Below are 24689 nucleotides of genomic sequence, written 5' to 3'. Positions count from 1 at the left end.
CTTTTAATCCTTTATTATAAGTATCGACTAAGGTCTCAATTTCTAACCATTGAAATACATAAACATTAACCTTTGATGGAACATTAAATCAGAACATTCGATAGAAAATTAATAAGGAGGGATAGAAATGGGAAAAGATCGTCAAGAGCGTAAATTAAAAAAATCAGATCAAGTTGAATCTGATCGTGATCAAAGTTTAGAATATCGAGGAGCTGCAAAGTTACAAGGCCCTGAGGAAGCTAGAAAACAGCAACGACCATAAAAATCAACAAACAATTATAAAGGAGGCGATTTCTTTAGAATTCGCCTCCTTTACAAGAAATCATTAACGTTGACTAAATCCACTTATATCTAATCCACGTTGAGAAGCCCAATGAAAGGTATTACCCGAAATGACAATTGGTACTTGTCCCAGTTGTTGTGGATTATTCAGTTGAAGTGCTGTGAGGATCATCTTCAAGTCTCGTTTAAGCTCTGTTATTTCTACTATTAGGGCTTCTTGACCTTGTTCTACTAAAATCTTTAAAAAGTGACCAGCAAAGCCACCTGCACAAGCACCTAATGACATTGCTTTAGCGAGGTCTAGGGCCGTTTGTAATCCACCTGACGCTAATACTTTAACTGGCGTTTTTGCATCAAATGCTTCTAGAAGAGAACAAGTCGTCGTTATACCCCACTCATCAAAAAAATCTAACTGACGTTGTCGACGTCCATTTTCAATTTTCGAGAAATTCGTTCCGCCAAAACCGCCAATATCCACTGCCGCTACTCCAACTGAAGCGAGTTTTTGAACGGTTACTTTACTCATTCCATAACCAACCTCTTTAACGATGACAGGCACTTCTAATTCACGAACAAGAGTCTCGATTCGACTTAGTGTATTCGTAAAATCTCGATCTCCCTCAGGCATCACAAGCTCTTGGATGACGTTCACATGCAGCTGAAATGCATCAGCTTCAAGCATATCAACCGCTTTCTTTGCTTGATCAATAGTTGCCTCACTTCCTAAATTCGCAAAAATAATTCCCTTTGAATGAATATGACGAACAATCTCATAACTTGATCGTTGTTCCTCATCTCGAAGCGCCGCCATTTGTGAACCTACGGCCATTCCAATATCTGTTTCACTGGCTACCTCTGCAAGTTGCTTATTAATTTCTTTTGTTCGTTCTCCACCACCACCAGTCATGGCATTGATGAAAATCGGCGAACTTAATGTAAGTTCGCCGATTTTTGATGTGAGACTAACATCACTAAAGTTAATTTCAGGTATGCTATTGTGTACAAATGTAAGATCCTGAAACCCATGTGATTTTGCTTGACCGATTAAAAGAGCATGATTAATATGATCTAGCTTCCGAGCCGATCTGTCCACATCTCATCACCTTGTTATCATTAGTTTTTATATTTCTTTAATTGATCGCCAATCAAATCACTAAGTGAAAAACCACCTTGATCATCTTGTTTTGACGATTCGTAAGCTTGGTAATCTTCATCTGAAGTATCTTCTTTTTCAAGCAAATCACGGATACTTAATGAAATACGTTTCTCCTTAATATTCACATCGAGTACTTTCACTTGAACAGTCTCTCCCTCTGAAAGCACTTCAGAAGGTGTACCAATATGTCGGTTAGCAAGTTGCGAAATATGAACTAACCCTTCAACACCAGGAGCTAATTCAACAAAAGCTCCGAAAGTAACTAACCTTCTAACAGTTCCTTCTAATACATCACCAGGAGAAACACGTCCTGAGAAACTTTCCCACGGTCCAGGTTGAGTATCCTTAATCGATAAAGACACACGTTCACTGTCTTGATCAACTGAAAGAATTTTCACCTTGATGGTTTCGCCTTCTTTTACGACATCAGATGTTTTGTCTACTCGATGATGTGCAAGTTGAGAAATATGTACTAAACCATCGACTCCACCAACATCAATAAAAGCTCCAAAATCCGTTAATCGTTGAACTTTACCTTCTACGATATCGCCAGCTTTAAGTGAGTGAAGAACTGTACGTTTCTTATCTTCTAATTCTTCATCTAGGACCGCACGTTGAGAAAGAATTAATTTATTATTATCTTGGTCAATTTCAGCCACTTTTAATCGAAGTGTTTTCCCTTTATAATCAGAAAAATCTTCAACAAAATGTCGTTCGACTAAAGAAGCTGGAATAAATCCTCTTACACCTAAGTCGACAACCAACCCACCTTTAACTACATCCGCAACTTCCACTTCGAGAATTTGCCCAGATTCATAAGCTTGCTGAAGTTCGTCCCATGCTTTCTCTGCTTGCACAGCACGCTTTGAAAGGATAAGCTCATCGTTCTCTACCTTGAGAACTTTTAATTCTAGCTCATCGTCAACTGAAAGAACATCGCTTACTTTTTCAACATGCAAGCTAGATAATTCACTTATCGGGACAACCCCATCTACCTTGAATCCTACATCTACAAATGCTTGTTTATCTTCTACTTTCGACACTTTCCCTGTAACAATTTCCCCTACAGAAAATGATTTCATTTTTGTCACTTCGCTGTTCATTTCTTCGACCATTGACTTTTGCCTCCTTCAAGCCCGCAGTTAATATGCGGTCAACTTACTATTATTTTAACGAACTTTTACAGATAGCAAAAGTTCATTCATACCTTTTTAATTAGTTAGAATGGCTTTCGATTAACAATCGAATCTCATTCATAATAACCTCAGTTGCTACTTCTGCTGTTACTTTTTCTTCTCTTAATTTAGTAAAATCAATCGGGGTTCCGTAGACGAGTTTTAATGTCTTAGAACGTTTATAAGGTCCAATAATTGCACATGGGATTACTACTGCATCTGTTCGAAGAGCAAAGAATCCGGCTCCCGATAAACCTTTTTGTAGTTTCCCATCTTTACTCCTTGTTCCTTCAGGAAATAAGCCGAGCAATTGTCCCTCTTTTAATAGCTTTAAAGCTGTCCGAAGAGCTTGTTTATCACTCATACCTCGGCGAACGGGAAAAGCACCTAATTTAGGTAATAGCTGTTTTAAAACCGGTTTTTCGAATAATTCATGCTTCGCCATATAGTGTACTTGGCGCTTTATGAAAGCACCGAGCAGTGGTGGATCAAAATTATGAATATGGTTACAACAAAGAATCGTTCCCCCAGTGCTTGGAATATGTTCCTTTCCAATTACCTCTACTTTATATGAAGCTGAGAGAAACATTCTACAAACATTTCGACCAAAATGATAAATACCCATTTACATTGCTCTCTCCTTTGCTAATTCGATAATTAATTCAGCCACTTCAGGGATTGATAGCGTTGTTGAATCAATTTCTACTGCATCATCAGCTTTTTTTAAAGGAGCAAACTCACGTGTGGAATCAAGTTCATCACGACGAGCAATATCATCTTTCAACTGGTCTAAATTAGAATCAATTCCTTTTTCTTGCTGTTCTTCAAAACGACGTCTAGCACGCTCTTCGACAGAAGCTGTTAGAAAAACTTTTAATTTAGCATCAGGTAAGACAAATGTACCAATGTCTCTACCATCAAGCACAGCTTGCCCGTTTCCGGCTAACTTTCTTTGTCTTTCTACCATTTCAACCCGAACTAACTCGTGACTTGAAACGAGTGATACATTGGACGTGACGTCTTTTGTCCGAATAGCGTCCGTAACATCCTCTTCATTGATAAAAACTCGAACACCACTTTTTTCATGCTTAAGAATAATGGTTATTTTACTTAGTAATTTAAAAAGAGACTGTCCATTAGTCAGGTCTATTGCGTCCCTTAAAGCTGCATAGGTTAGCGCACGATACATCGCACCCGTGTCAATATAAAGAAACGAAAGTTGTTCAGCAACTAATTTAGCAACTGTACTTTTCCCTGCTCCTGCAGGACCATCAATTGCAATATTCATCTTCTTGTTCATTTACATATGCACCTCATAACACAAACAATTGAAAGTGTTTTCAATTGGTCAATCATTCCAATTGTTCTCATGATTATTTTATCATACAATGACCACTCGGTCTAACGAAAGCTTTCGATCTGTCAGATATTTCCGAAATTAAGCTTCGTTTTTTCTACGTAGCGCCAATTGCCGTTCAAAACAGAAGCGGATTATTTTTTGTTGATCTCGTTCGTCTACATCCAAAAATTGCAAGGAAGCTCGAAGCCTTGCATCTGGCCTTGGTTGAAAGACTCGAACAATTTTGCAGTACGCTTTTACATACATGATATCTCCGGATTGCATATGTAGTATAAGCCATACATTTAGTTCCCCAGCCTCAGGTAAAGATTGATCTTGTGGAATAAGTATGGCACAACCCCCCCCACTTAAATCCAGAGTAATCGATCTAAACGGAGCAAATCCCTTTTCAATAGGATAAATAGCTGCGTCTACTGAAGTTTCAACTCGAACATAGTTTCGACGCTGAATTCGCATGTATTTATCTTTTCCTGGGTCCTTCAGAAGAAGTACAGGAATATTACCTTTTCTTCTCCCAATAATTTCCGTGTCAAATGCATATACCGCATCATCTACAACAAATGAAGCTCGAAACTCTGTTCCATCAAAGAAAAAACTAGGTTTATTCGTTTCCTCTTTAATGGGATAATCAATAACGTAAATAGAGTCTGTTCGATCAACTAACCTGCAACGAAAACGAGTTTTCTTCTTCTCAAACTCTTTTATTTCCTCTAATTCTAAGAAGATTGTAGTACCAATAGTAATCAAACTTCTTACTCCTTCCAAGCCTTTTCTAAAGAGACTGTTTTAAGAAAGTTATTAACCTATTTCCAAAAATGTTTTTCCGATTTTAGCTAAATAAAATCATCTATACGAGTGCCGTTAACCCATTACGCTACTCTATTGGAACAAATTTTTATTATGTACACTTACTATCTATTATCGCATGAAAAGTAAAAAAAAAGAAGAAGCATCTCCCGCTTCTTCTTTTCATCCTTATGTGAAATCATAGACTGGTTCTGAATTATTTAACCGTTCTACCTTTTCTTCTTCTCCATCTTCAGCATTAATAAAGATACGATACGTGTTATCATTAATTACACCAAAGAATTCATAGCAAAGTACTTCTTCACCTAGATCATTTTCTATTACTGCGATGTGATCTTCCATTACTTCTAAACGAGGATTTAAACGTTTTTTAGCCTCATCACTTGTAAGTTTAGGTTCTGGAATATTGCGTTCTTTATGATTAATTAAATAAGCTTTCGCTTCATAACCTAAGACATCCCCATCATCTAAGGCTATCTCTAATGAAATCAAATCATTATAAATTCGTACATTATCCTCAAGATGAACAAATTCTAGTAACGCAATTGAATCATATTGCTTGCTGTCAATTAATTGCATATCTTCTTTTCCTTGTTTCTTTAGAAACGCTTTCGCTATTTCTACAGCTTCGTTTAAACTCATCTTTTGTTCATCAATTTGTCGATCTTGTAAAAACCAAATCGGTTCCCCACCATTAACGCTAACGTCCATGTAATAATTAGTCTCATGGTCAGGATCATCAATAACAACTGTATAAGCAGGGTAAGCTAAACCATTACCCGTCTCTGAAACATGCACATTTGCTTGCTTACCAACTTCTAAATAGTCACGAGCAATTTTTTCAACTTCTTCTTTAGAAACAGGTTTGCCATCTAAGGCTTCTTTTAATTCGCCATTTATATCATCAATCGCTGCTAACCCTGCTCCCCATTCTGTTTCACTATAACCTTTAATCGATTTATTCATTACCTCTAAATTATTAACTATCATGTTATCAAGAGGCTCCTTCGATGCGGCCATTTCCGCCTCAATATCAACCCATTGATCGCCATTTGCAAGCATCATAGACTGTGACTTACGTACTTCTTCTCTAATCTCCTGTGAATATCCGTAAAGTTTTTGTAACGTTTCATATTCTTGATCAGTTAGCGGCTCTTTTTCAAGATCACGAATCGATGTCCGATAACTAAAACGACCTAATTTGAATAAAAACTCTTCTGTTTTTCCAAGATCAACAGAACTTAATGGAAGTTGCCCAATGCTCTCTTGCGCCAAACTAACTACCCGCCAAACATCAGCTAGAGCTGGCGTTAATTGTCGACGTGTGTTCATCGCAAGAGTTGCACCTAATTGGTCTTCAATTAAGTCGATATGATAAGCAAGTTCATGAAAAGCACGCTGATAATTGTTTTCTGCCGTAATTTTAAGCACTTGCTTTTCTTCACGTTCTTGGAAACCCCATATACCAATGGCCACTACAGCAATCGCTAATAGTCCAATCACAAAATTTCGTACCATAACTAATCACCTCCAATAATTTAATGACAGAAAATATGCTTTCCGATTTTTTTAATTTGTGGTCTTGACCAAATCCACCCAGATGTGGCTGTATCAGGATTAAAGTAATAAATAGCGTTTCCAGTTGGATCTTGTCCATTGATAGCATCAAGAACAGCTCGGCGTGATGTTTCATTAGGTGTCATATAAATTTGACCATCAGCAACGGCTGTAAAAGCTCGCGGTTCGAAAATAACACCAGATACTGTATTAGGAAATGTTGGACTATTAACACGGTTAATAATAACTGCAGCTACAGCTACCTGCCCTACATACGATTCTCCACGCGCTTCACCATATACAGCCTGCGCCATGATTTGAATATCATTTTCTGAATACCCTGGAGGAACATTTGTTGCCTTTTGAATATTTACATCGTTATTTCCCTCTTCAGGTTCCTCCGGGTAAGGTACGGGTTCTCCGGGAGTTGGCTCCGGTTGCGTGGTGTCGCCTGCTGCTCCTGCTTGTGGTTCTTCAGGTTGTGGCGTTTGACCTGCTTCTGCTTGCGGTTGCTCAGGTTGTGGCTGTTGTTGCGGCGCTTCTTCTGCCCCTGGTTGTTGACCAGCTTTTGGTTGTTGCGCCTGCGATTGACCATTTTTACTACCTTTCTCACCTTTTTGAATTTCTTTAGGTGTTCCTCCGTAATGAGTGAATTTACGGCCCTCATTCAATGCTTTCTGCACAAATTCTTCATCGTATTTAGTTGCACGAACTAACATGTCTTTCATACTAGGACCTACGAGACCATCAATCTCTAGACCAAATTGACTTTGAAAATTACGGACAGCCCAGTAAGTACCCCAATCGTAAACACCGTCAATGGTACCGTTATAAAAGCCGTTGTACTGAAGACGTGATTGCAATTCAACGACATCGTCACCTGTTGCACCTCTTTGAATGATTTGATCAGTAAATGCGTACGTCGGAGAAGCTTGACTGATCAAGCCGATACAAACTAATGCCATGATTAGTGGAGCTTTAAACGATAACAGATTACGTTTCATGGTGTAGACCTCCTTATGTTCATGTTATCTGTTTCATGACACATCCTTTTTTTGGTCATGATTGATATTGATATTGTTTGTTGGCATTCTCTTTTTATACAACTTCTGACCAAAAACTTACCATAAATCTTCCTAAACATCCCTGTTGATCCTTGATAATACAGTTTTTTTCAAGAAAAAAAACCGCTGAGGAATCTCAACAGTTTTAATAAAAGCATGTGTTTACATGATATTTTTTTAAGCTAACACATTAAAATAACGTCCTTCTGGATGAGCAAAAACCATTGCAGTAACCGATGCTTCAGGTTCCATCATAAATCCTTCCGTCAATTGAACCCCTATCTTCTCAGGCTTCAGTAACTTAAATAATTTCTCTTGATCTTCCAAGTTAGGACAAGCCGGGTAACCAAAGGACACACGCACTCCTTGATATTTAGCAGAAAAGCGATCTTCCATCGTCATATCAGCCGAATCAGGGAAGCCCATTCGATCACGCATTTGTTGATGGACACGCTCAGCGAATCCTTCAGCTATTTCTAAGGCAGCTGCCTGAACGAGATGGCTATAAAAATAATCACCATCACGTTTTGCTTGTTCTCCCAGTTCCCTTACCCCATGACCTGCTGTTACGGAAAGAAAGCCCACATAATCCATTTCTCCACTAGAAACAGGACGCAAATAGTCTGCTAAACATAAAAATGGCTTATGACTTTGTCGCGGAAAAGTAAATCGTTCTATTTCTGTTTTTTGATCAGCTGGATTATAAATAATAATATCATTTCCGTCGGCTTGTGCCGGGAAGAATTGATACATCCCATGAGCTTGGATCACTTGGTTTTGTTTCGCTTTAACTAAAAATTCATCTACCTTTTCTTTTAGATCTACTGTTCTAGGGTCTTTTTCTTCAAGAAGTCTGCTCACTTTCCCTTGAACTCCAAGATGTCTTCCAAGAAGCATTTGCATATTAATATACGGCTCCAAGTGTGATAATTTATAATCGCGTAAAATATGAGGATCTAAGTCAGTTGGCGTAAAAATAGGTCCGTCACGTTTTACATCAGAATGCGCATTTTCATCTATCGGTCGTTCATTAATGGGTTTGCGCTCTGCCGGACGAATTGCATCTTTCTTCGCTCGGTCTTCAGCAATTTCAGTTGCTAAACGTTCGCGTTCTTCCGGCTTAGCAAGACGATTGGCAATTTCTAAGCCATTCATGGCATCTTTTGCGTACAAAACAAGTCCATCGTACTCAGCGGCAATTTTTGTATTTGTAAATTTCCTCGTTAAAGCAGCACCACCAACAAGAATCGGAATCGAAATTTGTTGTTGACGCAAATCTTGCGCGGTTAACACCATTTGTTGTGCGGATTTTACAAGTAGACCTGATAAACCTACGGCATCAGGATTCTCTCTCTTAATTGCTTCAATCAATTCATTTGATGTAACCTTAATACCGAGATTGACAATTTTAAAACCATTATTGCCTAAAATGATCTCAACTAGGTTCTTTCCGATGTCATGAACATCACCTTTAACGGTCGCAAGTAAGATTTTCCCTTTACCATTATCGTTTTCTTTTTGCTCCATATGTGGCTCTAAATGAGCAACTGATGCCTTCATTACTTCGGCACTTTGAAGAACTTCCGCAACAATGAGTTCATTATTATTAAAGAGCCGACCCACTTCATCCATTCCAACCATTAGAGGACCATTGATGATCTCTAGTGGATCAGGATAAGTTGCTAATGCTAGGTCCAAATCTTCAATAAGCCCTTCCTTTGTACCTTCGACAATATAGGAAGCTAATCGTTCTTCTAGTGTTAAATTTGCATTATCAACTTTTTTCTCAGCTTTCTTCCCTCTATAAAAAGCCGTAAATTCAGCGAGTGTTTCATCTGTTGTTTCAAATAAAAGCTTGGTTGACATTTCTTTTTGTTCATCTGGAATTGAAGCATATCTTTCTAATTTTTCCGTATTTACAATCGCATAGTCAAGACCCGCTTGTGTACAGTGATATAAATAAACAGCATTTAGTACCTCTCGTCCAACAGGAGGCAAACCGAAAGAAACATTACTAACTCCTAGAATCGTTAAGCATTTCGGAAGCGCCTCTTTAATCATTCTGATCCCTTCTACCGTTGCATTTGCTGAACCAATATATTGTTCATCACCCGTACCGACAGGGAAAACTAACGGATCAAAAATAATGTCTTCAGATTTCAGACCATATTTATTAACAAGAAGATCGTGAGAACGTTTTGCAACTTCGAGTTTTCTCTCAGCGGTTACAGCCATCCCCTCTTCATCAATCGTTCCAACGACAACCGCTGCGCCGTACCGCTTAACAATTGGTATAACAGCTTCAAAGCGTTCTTCACCATCTTCTAAGTTTATCGAATTGATAATGGCTTTACCTTGGGAGTAGGTCAATGCTTTTTCAATAACCTTCTCATCTGTTGAGTCAATCATAAGCGGAACTTTTACTTTATTTACAACAAATTGAAGGAAGTTCTCCATATCTTCCATTTCTTCACGGTCTGGATCAGCTAAACAAGCATCGATAACGTGAGCTCCTCTTTTCACTTGAGCGCGGGCAATCTCAGAAGCCTCTTCAAATTTCCCTTCAGCAATAAGACGCTTAAACTTACGTGAGCCAATAACGTTCGTTCTTTCCCCTACGAATAAAGGGCGCATGCTGTCATCATAAATAAGTGGTTCTATCCCTGAAACCGCATGCGGGTGAGAGTCATCAAACTGTCTTGGACCAAACTCTTTTGTTGCCTCGACCATTGCTTTTGTATGTTCAGGTGTTGTACCGCAACACCCACCTACGACATTTAGCCAGCCTTTCTCAGCAAAGCCTCGTAGTTTAGTTGCAAGCGACTGAGGAGATTCATGATAATTTCCTTCCTCATCGGGTAAGCCAGCGTTCGGATAACAACTTACATATGTCGTTGCTAACTCAGACAAAGAGCGAATATGATCCCTCATAAATTCAGGTCCTGTCGCACAATTTAATCCAACTACAGTTGGGTTCATATGTTCTAGTGACAAATAAAATGCCTCAATATTTTGACCAGCTAAAGTGGTTCCCATCGGCTCAATCGTACCGGAGATAAAAATAGGAAGTTTTACATTTAATTCTGCAAATGCACGTTCGATCCCAATGTATCCCGCTTTTACATTACGCATATCTTGACTTGTTTCAAGTAACATAATGTCAGCACCGCCGCGAATAATCCCACGAGCCTGCTCATGATAGGAATCAATTAATTTTTCAAATGTCGTTCCACCTGTTACTGATAACGATTTTGTTGTTGGTCCCATCGCCCCAGCCACAAAACGAGGCCACTCTGGTGTTGAAAATTCATCAGCAGCTTTACGAGCAATCTCTGTTGCAATACGACTTAACTCTTCTGCCTTGTAACCGAGATCGTAATCATCTAAAACGATATCAGTTGATCCAAATGTATTTGTTTCGATAATGTCGGCACCAGCCTCAAGATAGTCACGATGAATTTTCTCCAGTACGTGAGGAGCTGTTTCTGCTAAATATTCATTACATCCTTCATACTCTTCTCCACCAAAGTCGTCTGCTGTTAAATTAGCCTGTTGTAGCATGGTCCCCATTGCACCATCTAAAATGAGAATCTTCTTTTCAAGTTGTTGTTCAAATAATGACTTAATCATATGTCCGTCCTTTCTACTTCCCCAATATCCTAGCTTCCTTGCAAGATTAATTTCTGTGAATTTATATATTGTGTTAACTCTACCGTAATTTCATAGCGGAGAAAAGGAGTAATTAGGTAGATTCCATTAAAATGAGTTAGAGCTGCATCAATTAATGATTTAGCAATGATGATCCCTTCATTAGTAGATGCTTCTCTGTCCTCTCCACACGCAGCCATTGCTGCACGAATATCATCCGTCAATTTAATACCTGGAACTTCATTATGCAGAAATTCAGCATTTCTTGTTCCTGTCAATGGCATAATTCCGATGTAAATAGGCTCTTTAATATGCTTGGTTTCATGAGCAAGTGCTTCAATTTGATCTACACTATAAATTGGTTGTGTCATAAAATAATCGGCACCACTGCTGACCTTTTTCTCCATTCTTTTCACTGCTTTATCCAAGTGTCTCACATTTGGATTTAACGCTGCTCCCACAGAGAAATTAGCTTTTTGACCTAGTTCTTTCCCTGAAAAAGAAATCCCTTCATTTAATTGTTTGATAAATGAAATCAACTGAAAAGAACTTACGTCATAAACAGATGTTGCTCCTGGAAAATCACCAATTTTTGTTGGGTCCCCTGTAATCGCAAGTACATCATCAATCCCTAGTGCATGCAAACCCATTAAATGAGATTGCAAACCGATTAAATTACGATCTCGACAAGTAATATGAACGAGCGGCCGGACACCAATTTGCTCTTTGATCATCGCACCGAGCGCTAAGTTATCTACCCTTGGTGATGCAAGAGAATTATCGGCCATGGTGACAGCATCGACACCGGCCTCTTTTAACTCCTTGGCACCATTCATAAACTTTTTCGTACTTAGTTTCTTCGGTGGATCAAGTTCAACGATAACGGACTTTCGTTCTTTGACAATTTCCGGTAGAGGTCTTTGCTCCCTAGGTACATGAATCGCTTCACGAACTCTTATTAAGGGGCGGACCGTTTTTTGTGTGACTGGCTCGGTTATGTCTCTTACCTCTGAAAAAGCTTTAATAAGATCTGGAGTCGTTCCACAGCACCCTCCTAGGAGTCGGACACCTTGCTTAATAAATTTCTCACCCATCGCTTTGAAATATTCCGTGTTGGATTCGTAATAAACACGCCCATCTCGAAAGTCCGGTAAACTGGCATTCGGATAAGCTGAGAAAAAGGCATCTTGTCTTAACGGGATCGTCTCAAAGGAACGCAACATATGAAACGGACCTGTTCGACAGTTTAGACCAACTACATCTGCCCCTACTGCTGTTAACTGATCAAAAGCACTCGAAATCGGAATGCCTCCATTCATGACACTTACATCACCAAGTGATAGGTTTACGACTATTGGCAAGTTTGTTAATTTCCGTGCTAGACTCACCGCCATTTTTGCTTCCTCTAAATCATAAAATGTTTCTAATAATAGGCCATCTACACCTTCTGTTAATAATTCGTTTATTTGAGCTGAAAAAGCAACTTCAATCTCTTGTAAGCTCCATTCCTCGAGCTGAAAACGTCTCACCCCGCCAATCGTTCCAAATACATAGGCTGATTGATTTGCCGCTTCTTTTGCTAGTTGCACAGCCTCACGATTCAACTCTCTTACTTGACCTTCTAATCCATATTTCTCTAATTTTAATTTATTGGCAGCATACGTATTAGTCTGTATGACATCAGCTCCAGCTTCGACATACTTTTTATGCACACTTAGAACTTTTTCAGGATGAAGTATATTAACTTCTTCAAAACATTGGTCAACACCACTCTCATACAACAATGTCCCCATTGCTCCATCACCAATCAAAACTTCTGATTTTATTCGTTTTAGAAAACTCATTTCTTCTTCCCCCATTATGACTGAATATTTTCTTTTACAAAACGAAAAGCTTGATCAAGATCAGCTATTAAGTCTTTGTCGCGTTCAATACCAACTGAGAAGCGAAGGAGACGATTACAAACACCATTGGCTATTCTGATTTCTTCCGGTATGTCCATATGAGTTTGCGTGGCAGGGTACGTCATTAAACTCTCAACCCCTCCTAAACTCTCCGCAAAAGAGACTAGCTTTAACTGCTGAAGGAATGGGTTTACCCAAGCTTCATGCAGAATTCGAAACGAAATCATACCACCCTTGCCTGGATAAAGAACGTCTGTCACTCCATCTTGTTCTTCTAAATACTGCACAAGAGCTTTTGCATTTTCTTCATGTTTATCCATTCTGAGGGCAAGAGTTTTCATCCCTCTTATTAATAGATACGAATCAAATGCAGATAGTATAGCGCCTATGCCGTTATGATAATAACCGATTCTTTCACAGAGCTCTTTTCCTTTAGCTGCGATTAATCCTGCAATGACATCATTATGGCCACCTAAGTATTTGGAAGCACTATGTATAACAATGTCAGCCCCATCTACGAGTGGTTGCTGCAATAACGGTGTATAAAACGTATTATCGACAATTAAAAGCAATCCATGTTTTTGAGCTATTTTCGCTAATTCCGGTATAGAAGCTTCCTGCATAAGCGGGTTTGTAGGCGTTTCAATAAATAGGGCTTTTGTTTTCTCGGTAATACACTCTTCAAACTGATCTAACTTTCTTGGATCTGCGAAAACAAATGATAACCCCCAACGATTCCATCCTTGTTCAAACAAACGGTAAGTACCGCCATATAAATCCTGAGATGCTAGAACTTCATCACCTTGCTCAAATAAAGATAAAACCGTTTGAATAGCAGCCATCCCTGAACTACAGGCAAAACCTCTATCACCCTCTTCTAGTCTAGCAATGGCATCTTCAACCACTTCACGGGTCGGATTTCCCGTACGTGAATAATCATAACCTGTTGATTCTCCAATTCCTGTATGTCGATAAGCCGTTGAAAAGTAAACGGGTGTATTTATTGTACCAGTTCTGTCTTCAGATCGGTTTCCTAATTGCACTAAAATCGTTTCAAGTTTGTCTCTGTTCATAATTGTATCCTCCAATTTAATCTAAAAAATAAAAAACCACCTTCAATCATAAGAAGAAGGTGGTTATATCATTAAGCTCTTCTCCTTATCTCTCAAGTCTCTTGACTTGATGGAATTAGCACCTGACCATATGTTTTGGCTGGTTGCTGAGACATCCTAGGGCCATTCCCTCCGTCTCTCTTGATAAGAAATTAATATTAAATTTTAAGTTTTCATTTAATTAAAATTACAACAATTAACACAATAATGCAAGTATAATTTTAAATTTTTACTCAAGAAGTCAATTATTCAAGAGTGGCATCAATATTTAATGTTTCCTCATTTCCACAAATACAACGCTTAAATCCTGTCTCATACTCACCTTTTTCATTTTTCCTTCCCCGTAGGATGTATTTTTCACCACACCCAGGGCAACGAATTACGATACGATAACGTCCTTCAGCCATATTAATCACCCTTTACTTTATACTTATCCTTTATTGGTCTAATTGATTTGCTTGTTTCACCTTATTTAATGCTACCCACCAGAGCAATAACATAAACGGAATAAGTCCAATTAAGAAGTAAATATCAAAAATAATTAAAATAAAATCATACGTTCCATGCAAAGCAACCGGGAGTACGATCGATAGTAACATATGTTTTTTACAATTTTCTGTTTCCACTTTCGCACGGCCCAAATAATAACCCATTATTACCCCATATAAAGCATGGCTCGATACAGGTAACAGTGCACGTCCAAAAGCGGTTTCAAGCCCATTAGCAATTAAATAAAAGACATTTTCTACAGTTGCAAAACCTAATGATAACGATACTCCAAACACAATGCCATCATATCGTCTTGAAAAGGTCGCATGCTGATAGACAAAAGCCCATAATAAGAACCATTTAAAGAATTCTTCCACAAATGCATATAAAATAAAAGATCGAGTAAACGGTTTAGTGAAATAACCTTCAATCGTAAAGGCATATTGCAACACCATAACAGGAAAAACAAGAAGAACCCCAATTAAAAAGGTACGAAACACTAAGCCTTTTGTGGTAATACTATAATGGTTCCTCAAATAAAAATAAGATAATAATGCCATCCCTGGCGCCATTGCTGCTGTTACAATTGCAAACAATTCGCCCTTCCTTTCCTCTTGCATCGAACTTTTTCTATAAATTGACTTATTATGATACTATGTATTAGATATAAAGACTGAACATTAGTTGAGGTGCTTACATGAAAAAAATACTTGTCTTACATACAGGTGGCACAATTGCCATGCAAGAAAATGAGCAAGGTGCCATTCAGCCAAACGTAATAAATCCATTATATTCCACTATTGAATCGCTATCAAGCATAGCGTCCGTTATTGTAGATGACTATCTTAATATACCATCTCCGCACATGACACCATCGTTAATGGTTGATCTTGCTGAACGATTGAAAGAGCGTGCTAAAACCGATCATTTGGACGGTATTGTTGTAACACATGGTACTGATACATTAGAGGAAACGGCTTATTTGCTTGATTTGTTATTAGATTGGGATATACCTGTTGTTATTACAGGGGCTATGCGCTCTAGCAACGAACTCGGAGCGGATGGTCCACATAATTTAATCTCCGCTGTTCGTGTCGCCGCAAGTGATTCTGCATGTGAAAAAGGTGTATTAGTTGTTTTGAACGATGAAATTCACACAGCAAAAAATGTGACCAAAACACATTCTAGTAACATTGCGACATTCCAGAGCCCACAATACGGCCCAATTGGTATCGTAACAAAGCGCGGCGTCTTTTTTCACCACACTCTTTCCGTTCGTGAATGCCATCCTGTAAAATCACTCACAAAAAAAGTAGCTTTACTCAAAACCTATGCTGGGATGGATCATACGATTATTGAAGCTGTTGCCAAAACAAAAATAGACGGTTTAGTCATCGAAGCATTCGGTCAAGGAAACGTTCCTCCTCTAGTCATGAATGCTTTAACCAAATTGATTAATGCAAACATACCTGTTGTTTTAGTTTCACGTTGTTTTAATGGAGTTGTACAAGATACATACGCGTATGAAGGAGGAGGACGGTCGTTAAAAGAACAAGGGGTTATTTTTACAAACGGTCTCAACGGTCAAAAGGCGAGATTGAAACTGATGGTCGTTCTAGAACAAACAACAGATCGGACTACCTTACAAGAATGGTTTTATAAATAGAAAACAAGCTAAAAAAAGCCAACTACGAGTAATCATGCTCCTAGTCGGCTTTAATCTTTTCTACGATTTTTGAAAAATCACTTTCTTTCTTGAATAGCTGTAGCAATTGGGTTTCCATGCAATCGACCATTTTCGATGAAAATTTCGTTTGCATTATTTCCCGCTGCAATGACGCCAGCTATAAATAATCCAGGAACGTTGGTCTCCATCGTCTCAGGGTCAAATTGAGGGCGACCAGTCTCTTCATCGACGTCCACGCCCATTTTCCGCAGAAATGAATGGTTTGGATGATAACCTGTCATCGCAAAAACAAATTGAGCCGGTACTTGCTTTATGTGATTATCCTGTTTATAGATCACTGCCTCGTTCGTTATCTCTATTACCTCTGCCTTAAATTCCATCATTATCTGTTCATGACGAACGAGAGAATCAAATTCTGGCAATATCCACGGTTTCACACTCTTCGAATACTCGGCTCCACGGTATAGATTCGTTACACGCGCTCCAGCTTTCTCAAGCTCAAGCGTAGCATCGACAGCTGAATTTTTCCCACCAATCACCACGACATCCATATCAAAATACGGATGAGCTTCTTTGAAATAATGAAGAACATGCTCTTGATCTTCACCCGGTACGCCTAACATATTTGGTGAATCGTAATAGCCCGTTGCAACAATAACATACTTAGCTGAATATTTCGCTTTTGTCGTTGTTATGTAAAAGTCATCTGTAGGTTTTCGCTCAACAGATGTAACTCGTTCATATGCATGGATACGTATGTTCTTACGTTTTACGACTTCACGATAGTAAACCAATGCCTGATTCCGCTTAGGTTTCCTATCCTCGATAACAAAAGGAACTCCTCCAATTTCAAGCTTCTCACTTGTACTAAAAAAAGTTTGATGAGTTGGATAACGATGAATCGCACTTACTACATTCCCTTTTTCAAGCACTAACGGTTCTATCCCTACATTCAAACACGCAATGGCAGCCGCTAACCCACACGGCCCCCCACCAATAATAATTACCTCTTCTTTTTTCATACACTCACCTCTTTTACACTCAAAAAAAACTTGCATCATTGGATACAAGGGTCGCTTTAATTAATATTGCTTACCTACACCCACCCACGGAATCTTGATGCTTCAGCCATTTTCCGAACACCAATCATATACGCAGCAAGGCGCATATCGACTTTACGAGTTCTAGACAGCTTATATATATTGTCGAAAGAGTCAACCATGACTGCTTCTAGTTTACCTTCCACTTCTTCTACCGTCCAATAATAACCTTGATTATTCTGAACCCATTCAAAATAAGAAACCGTTACTCCACCTGCACTTGCAAGAACATCAGGCACTAATAATACATCTCGTTCCGTTAAAATACGAGTTGCCTCCATTGTAGTCGGACCATTAGCAGCTTCTACAACAATGGAGGCCTTTATTTCATGAGCGTTCTTTTCAGTTATTTGATTTTCAATAGCAGCTGGAACTAAAATATCACAATCAAGCTCTAATAATTCTTCATTTGAGATGGTTTTTTTAAAAAGCTTCGTTACGGTTCCAAAACTATCACGTCGATCAAGCAAATAGTCAATATCCAATCCTTCCGGGTCATGTAAAGCACCATAAGCATCCGAAATACCAATGACAATCGCCCCCGCATCATACATGAACTTTGCCAAGAAACTACCTGCATTTCCAAATCCTTGAATCACAACTCGAGCACCATCAATCTCAATACCTTTCTTTTTAGCTGCTTCTCTTATACAGATCGTAACTCCTTTAGCTGTAGCGGACTCTCGACCGTGTGACCCACCTAATACAAGGGGTTTTCCTGTTATGAACCCTGGAGAATCGAATTCTCGAATTCGACTGTATTCATCAAGCATCCACGCCATGATTTGAGAATTTGTAAAGATATCAGGAGCAGGGATATCTTTTGTTGGACCAACGATTTGACTAATGGCACGAACATAACCACGACTGACTCGCTCAAGTTCTCTAAATGACATTTCTCGTGGATCACAAATAATGCCACCTTTTCCCCCTCCATATGGTAGGTCAACAATACCTGCTTTTAAGCTCATCCAAATTGAGAGTGCCTTTACTTCTTTTTCCGTAACATTTGGATGAAAACGCACTCCCCCTTTTGTAGGTCCAACCGCATCATTGTGTTGAGCGCGGAAACCAGTGAAAATTCTAGTAGATCCATCATCCATTCGGACTGGTATCCGAACCGTTAACATTCTAATAGGCTCTTTCATTAATTCATACATTTCATCTGGGTAACCAAGCTTGTCCAATGCTTTCTTTATGATTTTTTGTGTCGATGCAAGCACATCTGTTTGTTCGGGTTGCTTTTCTTGCTCTTCCATTCTATTTTCACCTCAATGGTATTAAAACTTTTAACACTTCTAACTATAATGAAACGATCGGAATATTTCCATCCATTATGCACAGTTTTATACAAAAGAAATTCAAAATTTCACTTGAAAGTATAATAAAATTCTATCTTGGTTTATAAACTTAACTTGAAAGAAAAAAGAACTGATAATCGATCATCAGTCCTTTTTCTTTTCGATAAAACAACTAAAAAGTTTTATGATTGTATCAGATTTCATAAGTTTCTTTCCATACTCTTCCACCAAATATGAAGAAACCGTTGATGAACTTCCAAATTCAGATAATAATGCGACAAAAGCTTCCTCATCAACAACATCGACGTCATACTCTTCAAATTTTATGAAATATTGTCTTTGATAAGAATACAACGTCCCTCCTTTTATACCAAAAGGATAGAGTCTTGATGCAAGAGCAATCACATCTTCAATGTCTTGAAATTCATAAAAAATATCATCTGTTTCATCAAGAGTGACTTGCATTTCTATATAGCCTTCTTCAAAGCCTTCTTCATCGAAATCATCATCTGATTGACTTTTTGAAACGATAATCACCATTCCTTGAGCAGGCATTGCATATACCTCCACTGCAATAGGTCCATCCACTTTAAATCCTAGTTCATCATCGGCTTCAATGATCATATCTCGAAATAAATCGTGAACTTTCGGTAGATCCTGCCACAAATCTTCCTTACTCAAGCCTCTTTCGTGCATATCATCATAAGTTAAAAAAGCTTTGAATTTATCTGTATTTAAACGTTCAAGACGCATTTAAAACCCTCCTTATTACGAACGTCCATCATTAATTTCTAGGTCCTTCATTAACCGTTTACTATACAGTATGAAAGGACAGAAAAGAAGGTTCGATACACAAGACTAGAATTTTAGATTATAGGTTCTTTGTTAGCCAATTCTCCCAGGCTCCTTTGGTCTTCCCTACGAGAAATTCACTATATGTAGCTGATTTGTCCTCATTGAGACGATCAAAAGCAAAACCACCTGCCCCAATCTGAAGATCAGGGAAATGTGCTCGTAGATGGTCTAAAAGCTGTAAGGAAGCCTCAAGGTTTTGATCCATCGTACAGGACGTAAAAAACATATCTGCATTGACTTCTTGAATCACTTGGTCAAGATCCGTTTCTGGAATCCCAGCACCCAAATAAATGACCTCAAAACCTTTTCTTCGTAAAAAAAGAGTGAAAATTAATAATCCCAATTCATGAGTTTCATGAGGACCACATACTGCCACTACTTTTGGCATAAGCCCATCTATTTGTAACCCATGAAAGATCGTTCCAATTTTAGTTCGTAAAAAAGAGGTGACAAAATGCTCGTGAGCTACAGAAATTTGATTCCGCTCCCACATATACCCCACCTTCACAAGTAAAGTTCCCAAAATATCAATGGTAACTTTATCAATACTAAACAAACAAAATGCTTGATTCATCAATTGATTTGCTTTATTTTCTTGAAATGACAATAGAGCTTCTAATAGTTCTTCAGACAATTGTACAGAATAATCTTCATGCTGTTTATCTTCCTGTTCTAACGAAATCGTTCCTTGTTCAAATAAATCAACAGCTTGTCCAATTGTAAAACCTTTATTGACCTTTTCTAATAGCCATCTTAAAATAGCTACATGATCATCTGAATACAATCTATGTCCAGCTTTATTACGAACCGGTTCTATGATTTGATAACGTCGTTCCCAAGCTCGCAGTGTCCCGGCTTGTATGCCAAGCATTGTCGAGATTGCCTTTATATTATATTTCCCTTCTTTTGAAGCCATATTCCCTTCCTCCCATACAATCACAAAACCAAAAACACCCATATTTTTTCTAAACTTAGTATAACGAGTATATCCAATCACATTAATTGTGTAAACTTTGTACAACCTTTTTTTAGATATTACTTTGAGTTAGAGTAATAAGATGTGTTTCAGCTGGAGCACCCAGTCTTAAAGGCAAACCTGTTGTTCCATATCCATTACTTATTAAGAGATCGAATTGAGCATAACGGTAGAGGCCACCTTTACGAGCTATTCCTAGCCCAAATAGCCTTATTTGTCCACCATGAGTATGTCCACTTAACACTAGAGGAAAAGGATACTTAGAAGGTAGCTTAGCAGCTATTTCTGGATAATGACAAATTAAAATGGAAAATGAATCCATCGATACTTCCATGCTACGAAAGGAGTCACTAGCTGATTCTAAGTCATCTATTCCTACTAAAATAAGTTGTTCCTGTTTTACCTCAATTACTTTTTTTGTATTAACAAGCTCAATTACACTATATTTTTTTAGGATGATCTTAAGATGTTCAGTACCCACTTCGTGATCATTATTTCCCCAAACAAAAACACACGGAGCTAACTTTGATAGTTTTTTGATATTGGCTTCAATTCGGTGAAGTGGTACTCCTTTTTCACATAAATCTCCTCCAATGATAATAAAGTTTACGTTGTTTTTTACCTTCTCCAACACTTTGTTCGAGATCGTTCTTCTATGTATATCGCTAATAAAAAAAAGACGATAGCCATTAAATGCAGTCGGCAAAGTCTTATAGGTTAAAGTCAGTTCTCTTAAACGGTTACGCTTAGACTCAACATACATAAAAAGGGTGAAAACTACTACAATTAACCCCCCAGCAATTATGAAACTCATTTGATACTCCCCTTATCATTCAATAAACGAACTATTCTATTTCTCTAGATTCACATCCATAATACCATACCAAAGTGCCAACACTAAACCTATCCAAGCTAGCATACCCACTTTTGAAAGTAAATGTACCCATGACAGTATGGCAGTAAAAGCAAGCAATAACCTAGGTGTTCTTAATGAAAGATTATAAAAACGTGGACTCCATATTTTCACTATATCTCTAACGACTAAAGAGTAACAAAGAAAACCAATAACAAATAAGAGGACAGCTATTAATAATTTCAGAGGAGAAAACAACACTTCGCCAATGAATGAAGAGATCGACCAAGGAGACGGATTAGGAAGCATCGAAACAGAAAATAATATCCCCCCATACGCAATAAGTAAAAGTAGGACTCTTTTATAAACCCAGTATGACAACTTTATTCACCTCCTTGATCACTAAATTATATGTAACTTATTTAAGACAAGTCCAACTTTCGATTGAAAAAAGACCCAAATCGCAAATAAGCAGATTTGAGCCCTATATATCTTATGTTATTTTATTATGGCTTTTACTACTCATAGTAAAATCATGAACTATCTCGACTGTTCATTTTCTTCTACTTTAGATATTTCACTTCTCTCAAGAAAATCAATAGCTGCTTTTCCCAAACATTTCGCTGCGATTAACATTGCTTTTTCATCAAAATCAAATTTCGGGTGATGATGCGGATAAACGATGCCTTCTTCTTGATTTCCAGCACCTGTAAAAAAGAAAGTGCCAGGAACATGTTGCAAATAGTAGGCGAAATCTTCTCCACCCATTACCGGTTCCATTTCATGTACAAACGCATCTCTTTGAATGGATTTCGCCACTTTAATAAAACAATCAGTTTCGAAAGAATCATTTACCACAGCTGGATAACCTTTTTTATAGTCGAATGAATACGTTGCACCCATTGCCTCACAAATTCCTTTTGTGATTTGTTCAATCCGTTGAATGATTAGTTCTTGAACAACTGGATCAAACGTTCGAACCGTTCCTACGATTTCAGCCGAATCTGCAATGACATTGAACGCTCCTCCAGCATGGAAAGAACCCACACTCACAACTGCTGATTTCAATGGATTAATATTTCGACTTACTATTTGTTGCAGTTGCGTCACGACACTGGATGCGACTGCAATGGAATCAACGGTTTCATGTGGAATAGCCCCATGTCCTCCACGTCCATAAATGACGAGTTCAAAACGATCAGCAGCAGCCATAATCGGACCTTGACAATACCCAATAGATCCAAGCGGCATCGTAGACCACAGATGTGTTCCGTATATGGTATCAACTCCATCTAAGCAACCATCTTTTATCATTTCAATTGCCCCACCTGGAGCAAGTTCTTCCGCAAATTGATGTATGAGTACAACCGTGCCAGATAATTGGTCCTGATACTCCATTAAAACCTTAGCTAATACAAGTAAAGTAGCTGTATGACCATCATGTCCACAGGCGTGCATCACACCAGGATTTTTTGATGCGAATGGTAGACCTGTTTCTTCTTCAATCGGCAACGCATCAAAATCTGCTCTAAGTGCAACTGTTTTCCCAGGTTTACTTCCTTTTATGTAGCCAACTACACCACGACCACCAATATTTCGTTTTACTTCAACACCTAATCGTTCAAGGTAGTCTGCAATTAGTTTTGGGGTCTTCACTTCCTGAAACGACAACTCTGGTTCAGAATGAAGCAAGCGCCTAAGCTCCACCATTTCTGGGAACAACTCTTCCAATCTAGTTAATAACGTATCAACCACCGGACATCCCTCCTACTTCTATTGTACCCTTCGTATGTAGAAAAGAAAATAGGTAATGCGCAGTGTTCAGAAATCACATAGCAAAAAGGATGACCAAAGAGATTCACCCATCTGTCAAACCCCCAAAGTCATCCTTTTATCGTTATAATCATTCTCTCATATCTTTTACTCTGAATGCTCTGCTACTTTTAACATATAGATTGCCATTGCAACAGCTAAAATCATTGCCATAAAACCAATACTAAGAATTGCTACTAATTGTACTGCTGTCATCAACATCCACTCCTTTTTATCAAAAAGCATTTTTCATTTAGTCACATTTACACTATAAAAATAGTAGCATAGGAATAAACTGTGCGCAAAAAACTATGTGACAAAATTGAGAATTTTTCGGTTCTTGTTTTCTCTGTCTCACATGTATTTTACTTGTATAAATGCTTTTACAATTCAATGAAAAAATTCACAAAATCATTGTTAGAAAAAACAACAAATAAATTGAAAATTTAGGTAATTGGAGGTATACTGAAATTAATAGCAAAAAGGAAACGCTTTCATAACCAAAAAAATCGGGAGTGATATGCTTTGATCTTAACTAAACTAACCGACAAATCGCTCATTACGAACGAAGACCTTGATTTTAATCATCGCCTCGGACTTCCTATTGAAGTGTTCTGTTCGAAAAAGGGGAAAACTATTGCCTTTGGTGCCATTCATGATTTCGATGAACAGCATATACACATACGCGGTGACGAGTATTGTCGTTCTACTTTTTTGTTTTTCGGTCAACCCTCATTATCTTCTCCTTGTCGATTTTAAATTCAAACACTATTTAAAACGACCTTCATCCAAGGTCGTTTATTTTCATTTATGATATAAATTAATATCATGTTCTTTCTTCATGTATGAATAAACCGTTTCCCTTAATTCCCAAGTAACATCCCTCTCCCAGAATTCTGGACTTCTAGTAATAATTTCTTCACGCAATTCATCAAATTCCTTTTCAGCCTTTTTTTCCTTTTTCCCAAAAAAATGCAATTGAATAAACCCTACCGATAACAGGAGCATAAGCATGAGGATAATGGGCTGTTCAATCAATGTGCTCAATATGTTTGAATTCAAATTAGTCTGTTGAAATGTTTGATAGCCGAATAAGCAAAAGATGGCTGCACAAAACATTAAAAATAGAGACCAACGGATTTTCGCTTTTTCCATTTTTTCAACTTTATTCTTTCTATCAACAAGCTCCTCTAACATGATTTTTACGACTTCAGGTCCATAATTTGATTTCAAATTCCACTCTTTAAATGGCTTCATCATGCACCTCCCCATTTTTCAATTTATGAAGGTAGGACATGTTTTAGAATAAATAGAAGCATTTAAAGGGTAGAAGACCGACCTTTTTTTATTGTTGCAATGGCTTCTCTGCTGCTCGCTTTCTGAAAAACCCACTCGGAAAGCTTTAAACCAGGCAGCGCTTCACTCATTGCTTCGATGGTATTGAAAAAGGTAAAGACCGACCTTTTTCATTAAGTTGCAATGGCTTCTCTGCTGCTCGCTTTCTGAGAAACCCACTCAGAAAGCTTTAAACCAGGCAGCGCTTCACTCATT

The 24689-nt window shown here is 38.2% G+C and carries 23 protein-coding genes and 1 riboswitch; of the genes, 3 read left to right on the top strand and 20 right to left on the bottom strand.

Annotated features, from left to right (window positions below; genetic code table 11):
* The first annotated feature begins 127 nt into the window (after positions 1-127).
* Positions 128-262, top strand: a complete 135-nt coding sequence (locus tag LDX58_RS07315) for a YpzI family protein (RefSeq protein WP_227936174.1) — start codon at positions 128-130, stop codon at positions 260-262.
* Positions 263-325: 63 nt separating this feature from the next.
* On the opposite strand, the gene fni is transcribed toward LDX58_RS07315, so the two are convergent.
* The 12 genes from fni to prsW form a co-directional block, all read right to left on the bottom strand.
* Positions 326-1375 (bottom strand): type 2 isopentenyl-diphosphate Delta-isomerase, encoded by a 1050-nt coding sequence (fni, locus tag LDX58_RS07310; protein ID WP_227936173.1) that lies wholly within the window; start codon positions 1373-1375, stop codon positions 326-328.
* Between the two features lie 20 nt (positions 1376-1395).
* On the bottom strand, positions 1396-2553 hold the full coding sequence (rpsA, locus tag LDX58_RS07305; protein ID WP_227936172.1) for a 30S ribosomal protein S1: 1158 nt from the start codon (positions 2551-2553) through the stop codon (positions 1396-1398).
* 100 nt (positions 2554-2653) lie between these two features.
* Positions 2654-3238, bottom strand: coding sequence for a lysophospholipid acyltransferase family protein (locus LDX58_RS07300; RefSeq protein WP_227936171.1), 585 nt, complete (start codon positions 3236-3238; stop codon positions 2654-2656).
* Complete coding sequence (gene cmk / locus LDX58_RS07295; protein WP_227936170.1) at positions 3239-3913, bottom strand: (d)CMP kinase; 675 nt, start codon at positions 3911-3913, stop codon at positions 3239-3241. It lies immediately after the preceding gene.
* A 138-nt stretch (positions 3914-4051) separates the two neighbouring features.
* Positions 4052-4720, bottom strand: a complete 669-nt coding sequence (locus LDX58_RS07290; RefSeq protein WP_227936169.1) for a flagellar brake protein — start codon at positions 4718-4720, stop codon at positions 4052-4054.
* A 228-nt stretch (positions 4721-4948) separates the two neighbouring features.
* Entirely contained in the window at positions 4949-6298 is a 1350-nt protein-coding gene (gene ypeB / locus LDX58_RS07285; RefSeq protein ID WP_227936168.1) for a germination protein YpeB, read from the bottom strand.
* 20 nt (positions 6299-6318) lie between these two features.
* On the bottom strand, positions 6319-7341 hold the full coding sequence (gene sleB, locus LDX58_RS07280; protein ID WP_372459122.1) for a spore cortex-lytic enzyme: 1023 nt from the start codon (positions 7339-7341) through the stop codon (positions 6319-6321).
* A 237-nt stretch (positions 7342-7578) separates the two neighbouring features.
* The gene (metH, locus tag LDX58_RS07275) at positions 7579-11031 is read right to left on the bottom strand and encodes a methionine synthase (protein ID WP_227936167.1); all 3453 of its coding nucleotides are present in this window, start codon (positions 11029-11031) and stop codon (positions 7579-7581) included.
* A gap of 29 nt (positions 11032-11060) precedes the next feature.
* Complete coding sequence (locus LDX58_RS07270; RefSeq protein WP_227936166.1) at positions 11061-12893, bottom strand: bifunctional homocysteine S-methyltransferase/methylenetetrahydrofolate reductase; 1833 nt, start codon at positions 12891-12893, stop codon at positions 11061-11063.
* A 14-nt stretch (positions 12894-12907) separates the two neighbouring features.
* Complete coding sequence (locus LDX58_RS07265) at positions 12908-14026, bottom strand: methionine biosynthesis PLP-dependent protein (RefSeq protein ID WP_227936165.1); 1119 nt, start codon at positions 14024-14026, stop codon at positions 12908-12910.
* An 82-nt stretch (positions 14027-14108) separates the two neighbouring features.
* Positions 14109-14216: riboswitch (SAM riboswitch) on the bottom strand.
* Between the two features lie 94 nt (positions 14217-14310).
* Positions 14311-14472: a hypothetical protein gene (locus LDX58_RS07260; protein WP_227936164.1), complete on the bottom strand. Its 162-nt coding sequence runs from the start codon at positions 14470-14472 to the stop codon at positions 14311-14313.
* A 30-nt stretch (positions 14473-14502) separates the two neighbouring features.
* Positions 14503-15150, bottom strand: a complete 648-nt coding sequence (prsW, locus tag LDX58_RS07255; RefSeq protein WP_227936163.1) for a glutamic-type intramembrane protease PrsW — start codon at positions 15148-15150, stop codon at positions 14503-14505.
* Positions 15151-15251: 101 nt separating this feature from the next.
* Between prsW and LDX58_RS07250 the strand changes: the two genes are divergently transcribed.
* Positions 15252-16220 (top strand): asparaginase, encoded by a 969-nt coding sequence (locus LDX58_RS07250; protein WP_227936162.1) that lies wholly within the window; start codon positions 15252-15254, stop codon positions 16218-16220.
* Positions 16221-16297: 77 nt separating this feature from the next.
* Here LDX58_RS07250 and LDX58_RS07245 read toward each other — a convergent pair whose 3' ends face one another.
* The 7 genes from LDX58_RS07245 to LDX58_RS07215 all read right to left on the bottom strand — a co-directional run bounded on the left by LDX58_RS07245 (position 16298) and on the right by LDX58_RS07215 (position 23081).
* Positions 16298-17263: a YpdA family putative bacillithiol disulfide reductase gene (locus LDX58_RS07245; protein ID WP_227936161.1), complete on the bottom strand. Its 966-nt coding sequence runs from the start codon at positions 17261-17263 to the stop codon at positions 16298-16300.
* A 74-nt stretch (positions 17264-17337) separates the two neighbouring features.
* Positions 17338-18600, bottom strand: coding sequence for a Glu/Leu/Phe/Val family dehydrogenase (locus LDX58_RS07240; protein WP_227936160.1), 1263 nt, complete (start codon positions 18598-18600; stop codon positions 17338-17340).
* Positions 18601-18786: 186 nt separating this feature from the next.
* Complete coding sequence (locus LDX58_RS07235; RefSeq protein WP_227936159.1) at positions 18787-19395, bottom strand: genetic competence negative regulator; 609 nt, start codon at positions 19393-19395, stop codon at positions 18787-18789.
* 118 nt (positions 19396-19513) lie between these two features.
* Positions 19514-20413, bottom strand: coding sequence for a MerR family transcriptional regulator (locus LDX58_RS07230; protein WP_227936158.1), 900 nt, complete (start codon positions 20411-20413; stop codon positions 19514-19516).
* 112 nt (positions 20414-20525) lie between these two features.
* Positions 20526-21287 (bottom strand): metallophosphoesterase, encoded by a 762-nt coding sequence (locus tag LDX58_RS07225; RefSeq protein ID WP_227936157.1) that lies wholly within the window; start codon positions 21285-21287, stop codon positions 20526-20528.
* Between the two features lie 36 nt (positions 21288-21323).
* The gene (locus tag LDX58_RS07220) at positions 21324-21707 is read right to left on the bottom strand and encodes a hypothetical protein (protein WP_227936156.1); all 384 of its coding nucleotides are present in this window, start codon (positions 21705-21707) and stop codon (positions 21324-21326) included.
* A 159-nt stretch (positions 21708-21866) separates the two neighbouring features.
* A complete protein-coding gene (locus LDX58_RS07215; RefSeq protein ID WP_308017477.1) occupies positions 21867-23081 on the bottom strand; it encodes a M20 family metallopeptidase in 1215 nt (404 codons plus the stop codon).
* Positions 23082-23663: 582 nt separating this feature from the next.
* Here LDX58_RS07215 and LDX58_RS07210 point away from each other — a divergent pair.
* Positions 23664-23897, top strand: a complete 234-nt coding sequence (locus LDX58_RS07210; protein WP_227936155.1) for a hypothetical protein — start codon at positions 23664-23666, stop codon at positions 23895-23897.
* A gap of 45 nt (positions 23898-23942) precedes the next feature.
* On the opposite strand, the gene LDX58_RS07205 is transcribed toward LDX58_RS07210, so the two are convergent.
* Positions 23943-24395, bottom strand: coding sequence for a DUF2663 family protein (locus LDX58_RS07205; RefSeq protein ID WP_227936154.1), 453 nt, complete (start codon positions 24393-24395; stop codon positions 23943-23945).
* Positions 24396-24689 lie beyond the last annotated feature (294 nt).

The organism is Alkalihalobacillus deserti (assembly GCF_020734105.1).
Taxonomy (GTDB): Bacteria; Bacillota; Bacilli; order Bacillales; family Bacillaceae_D; genus Halalkalibacter; species Halalkalibacter deserti.
This window is presented reverse-complemented; position numbering and strand designations above follow the sequence as displayed.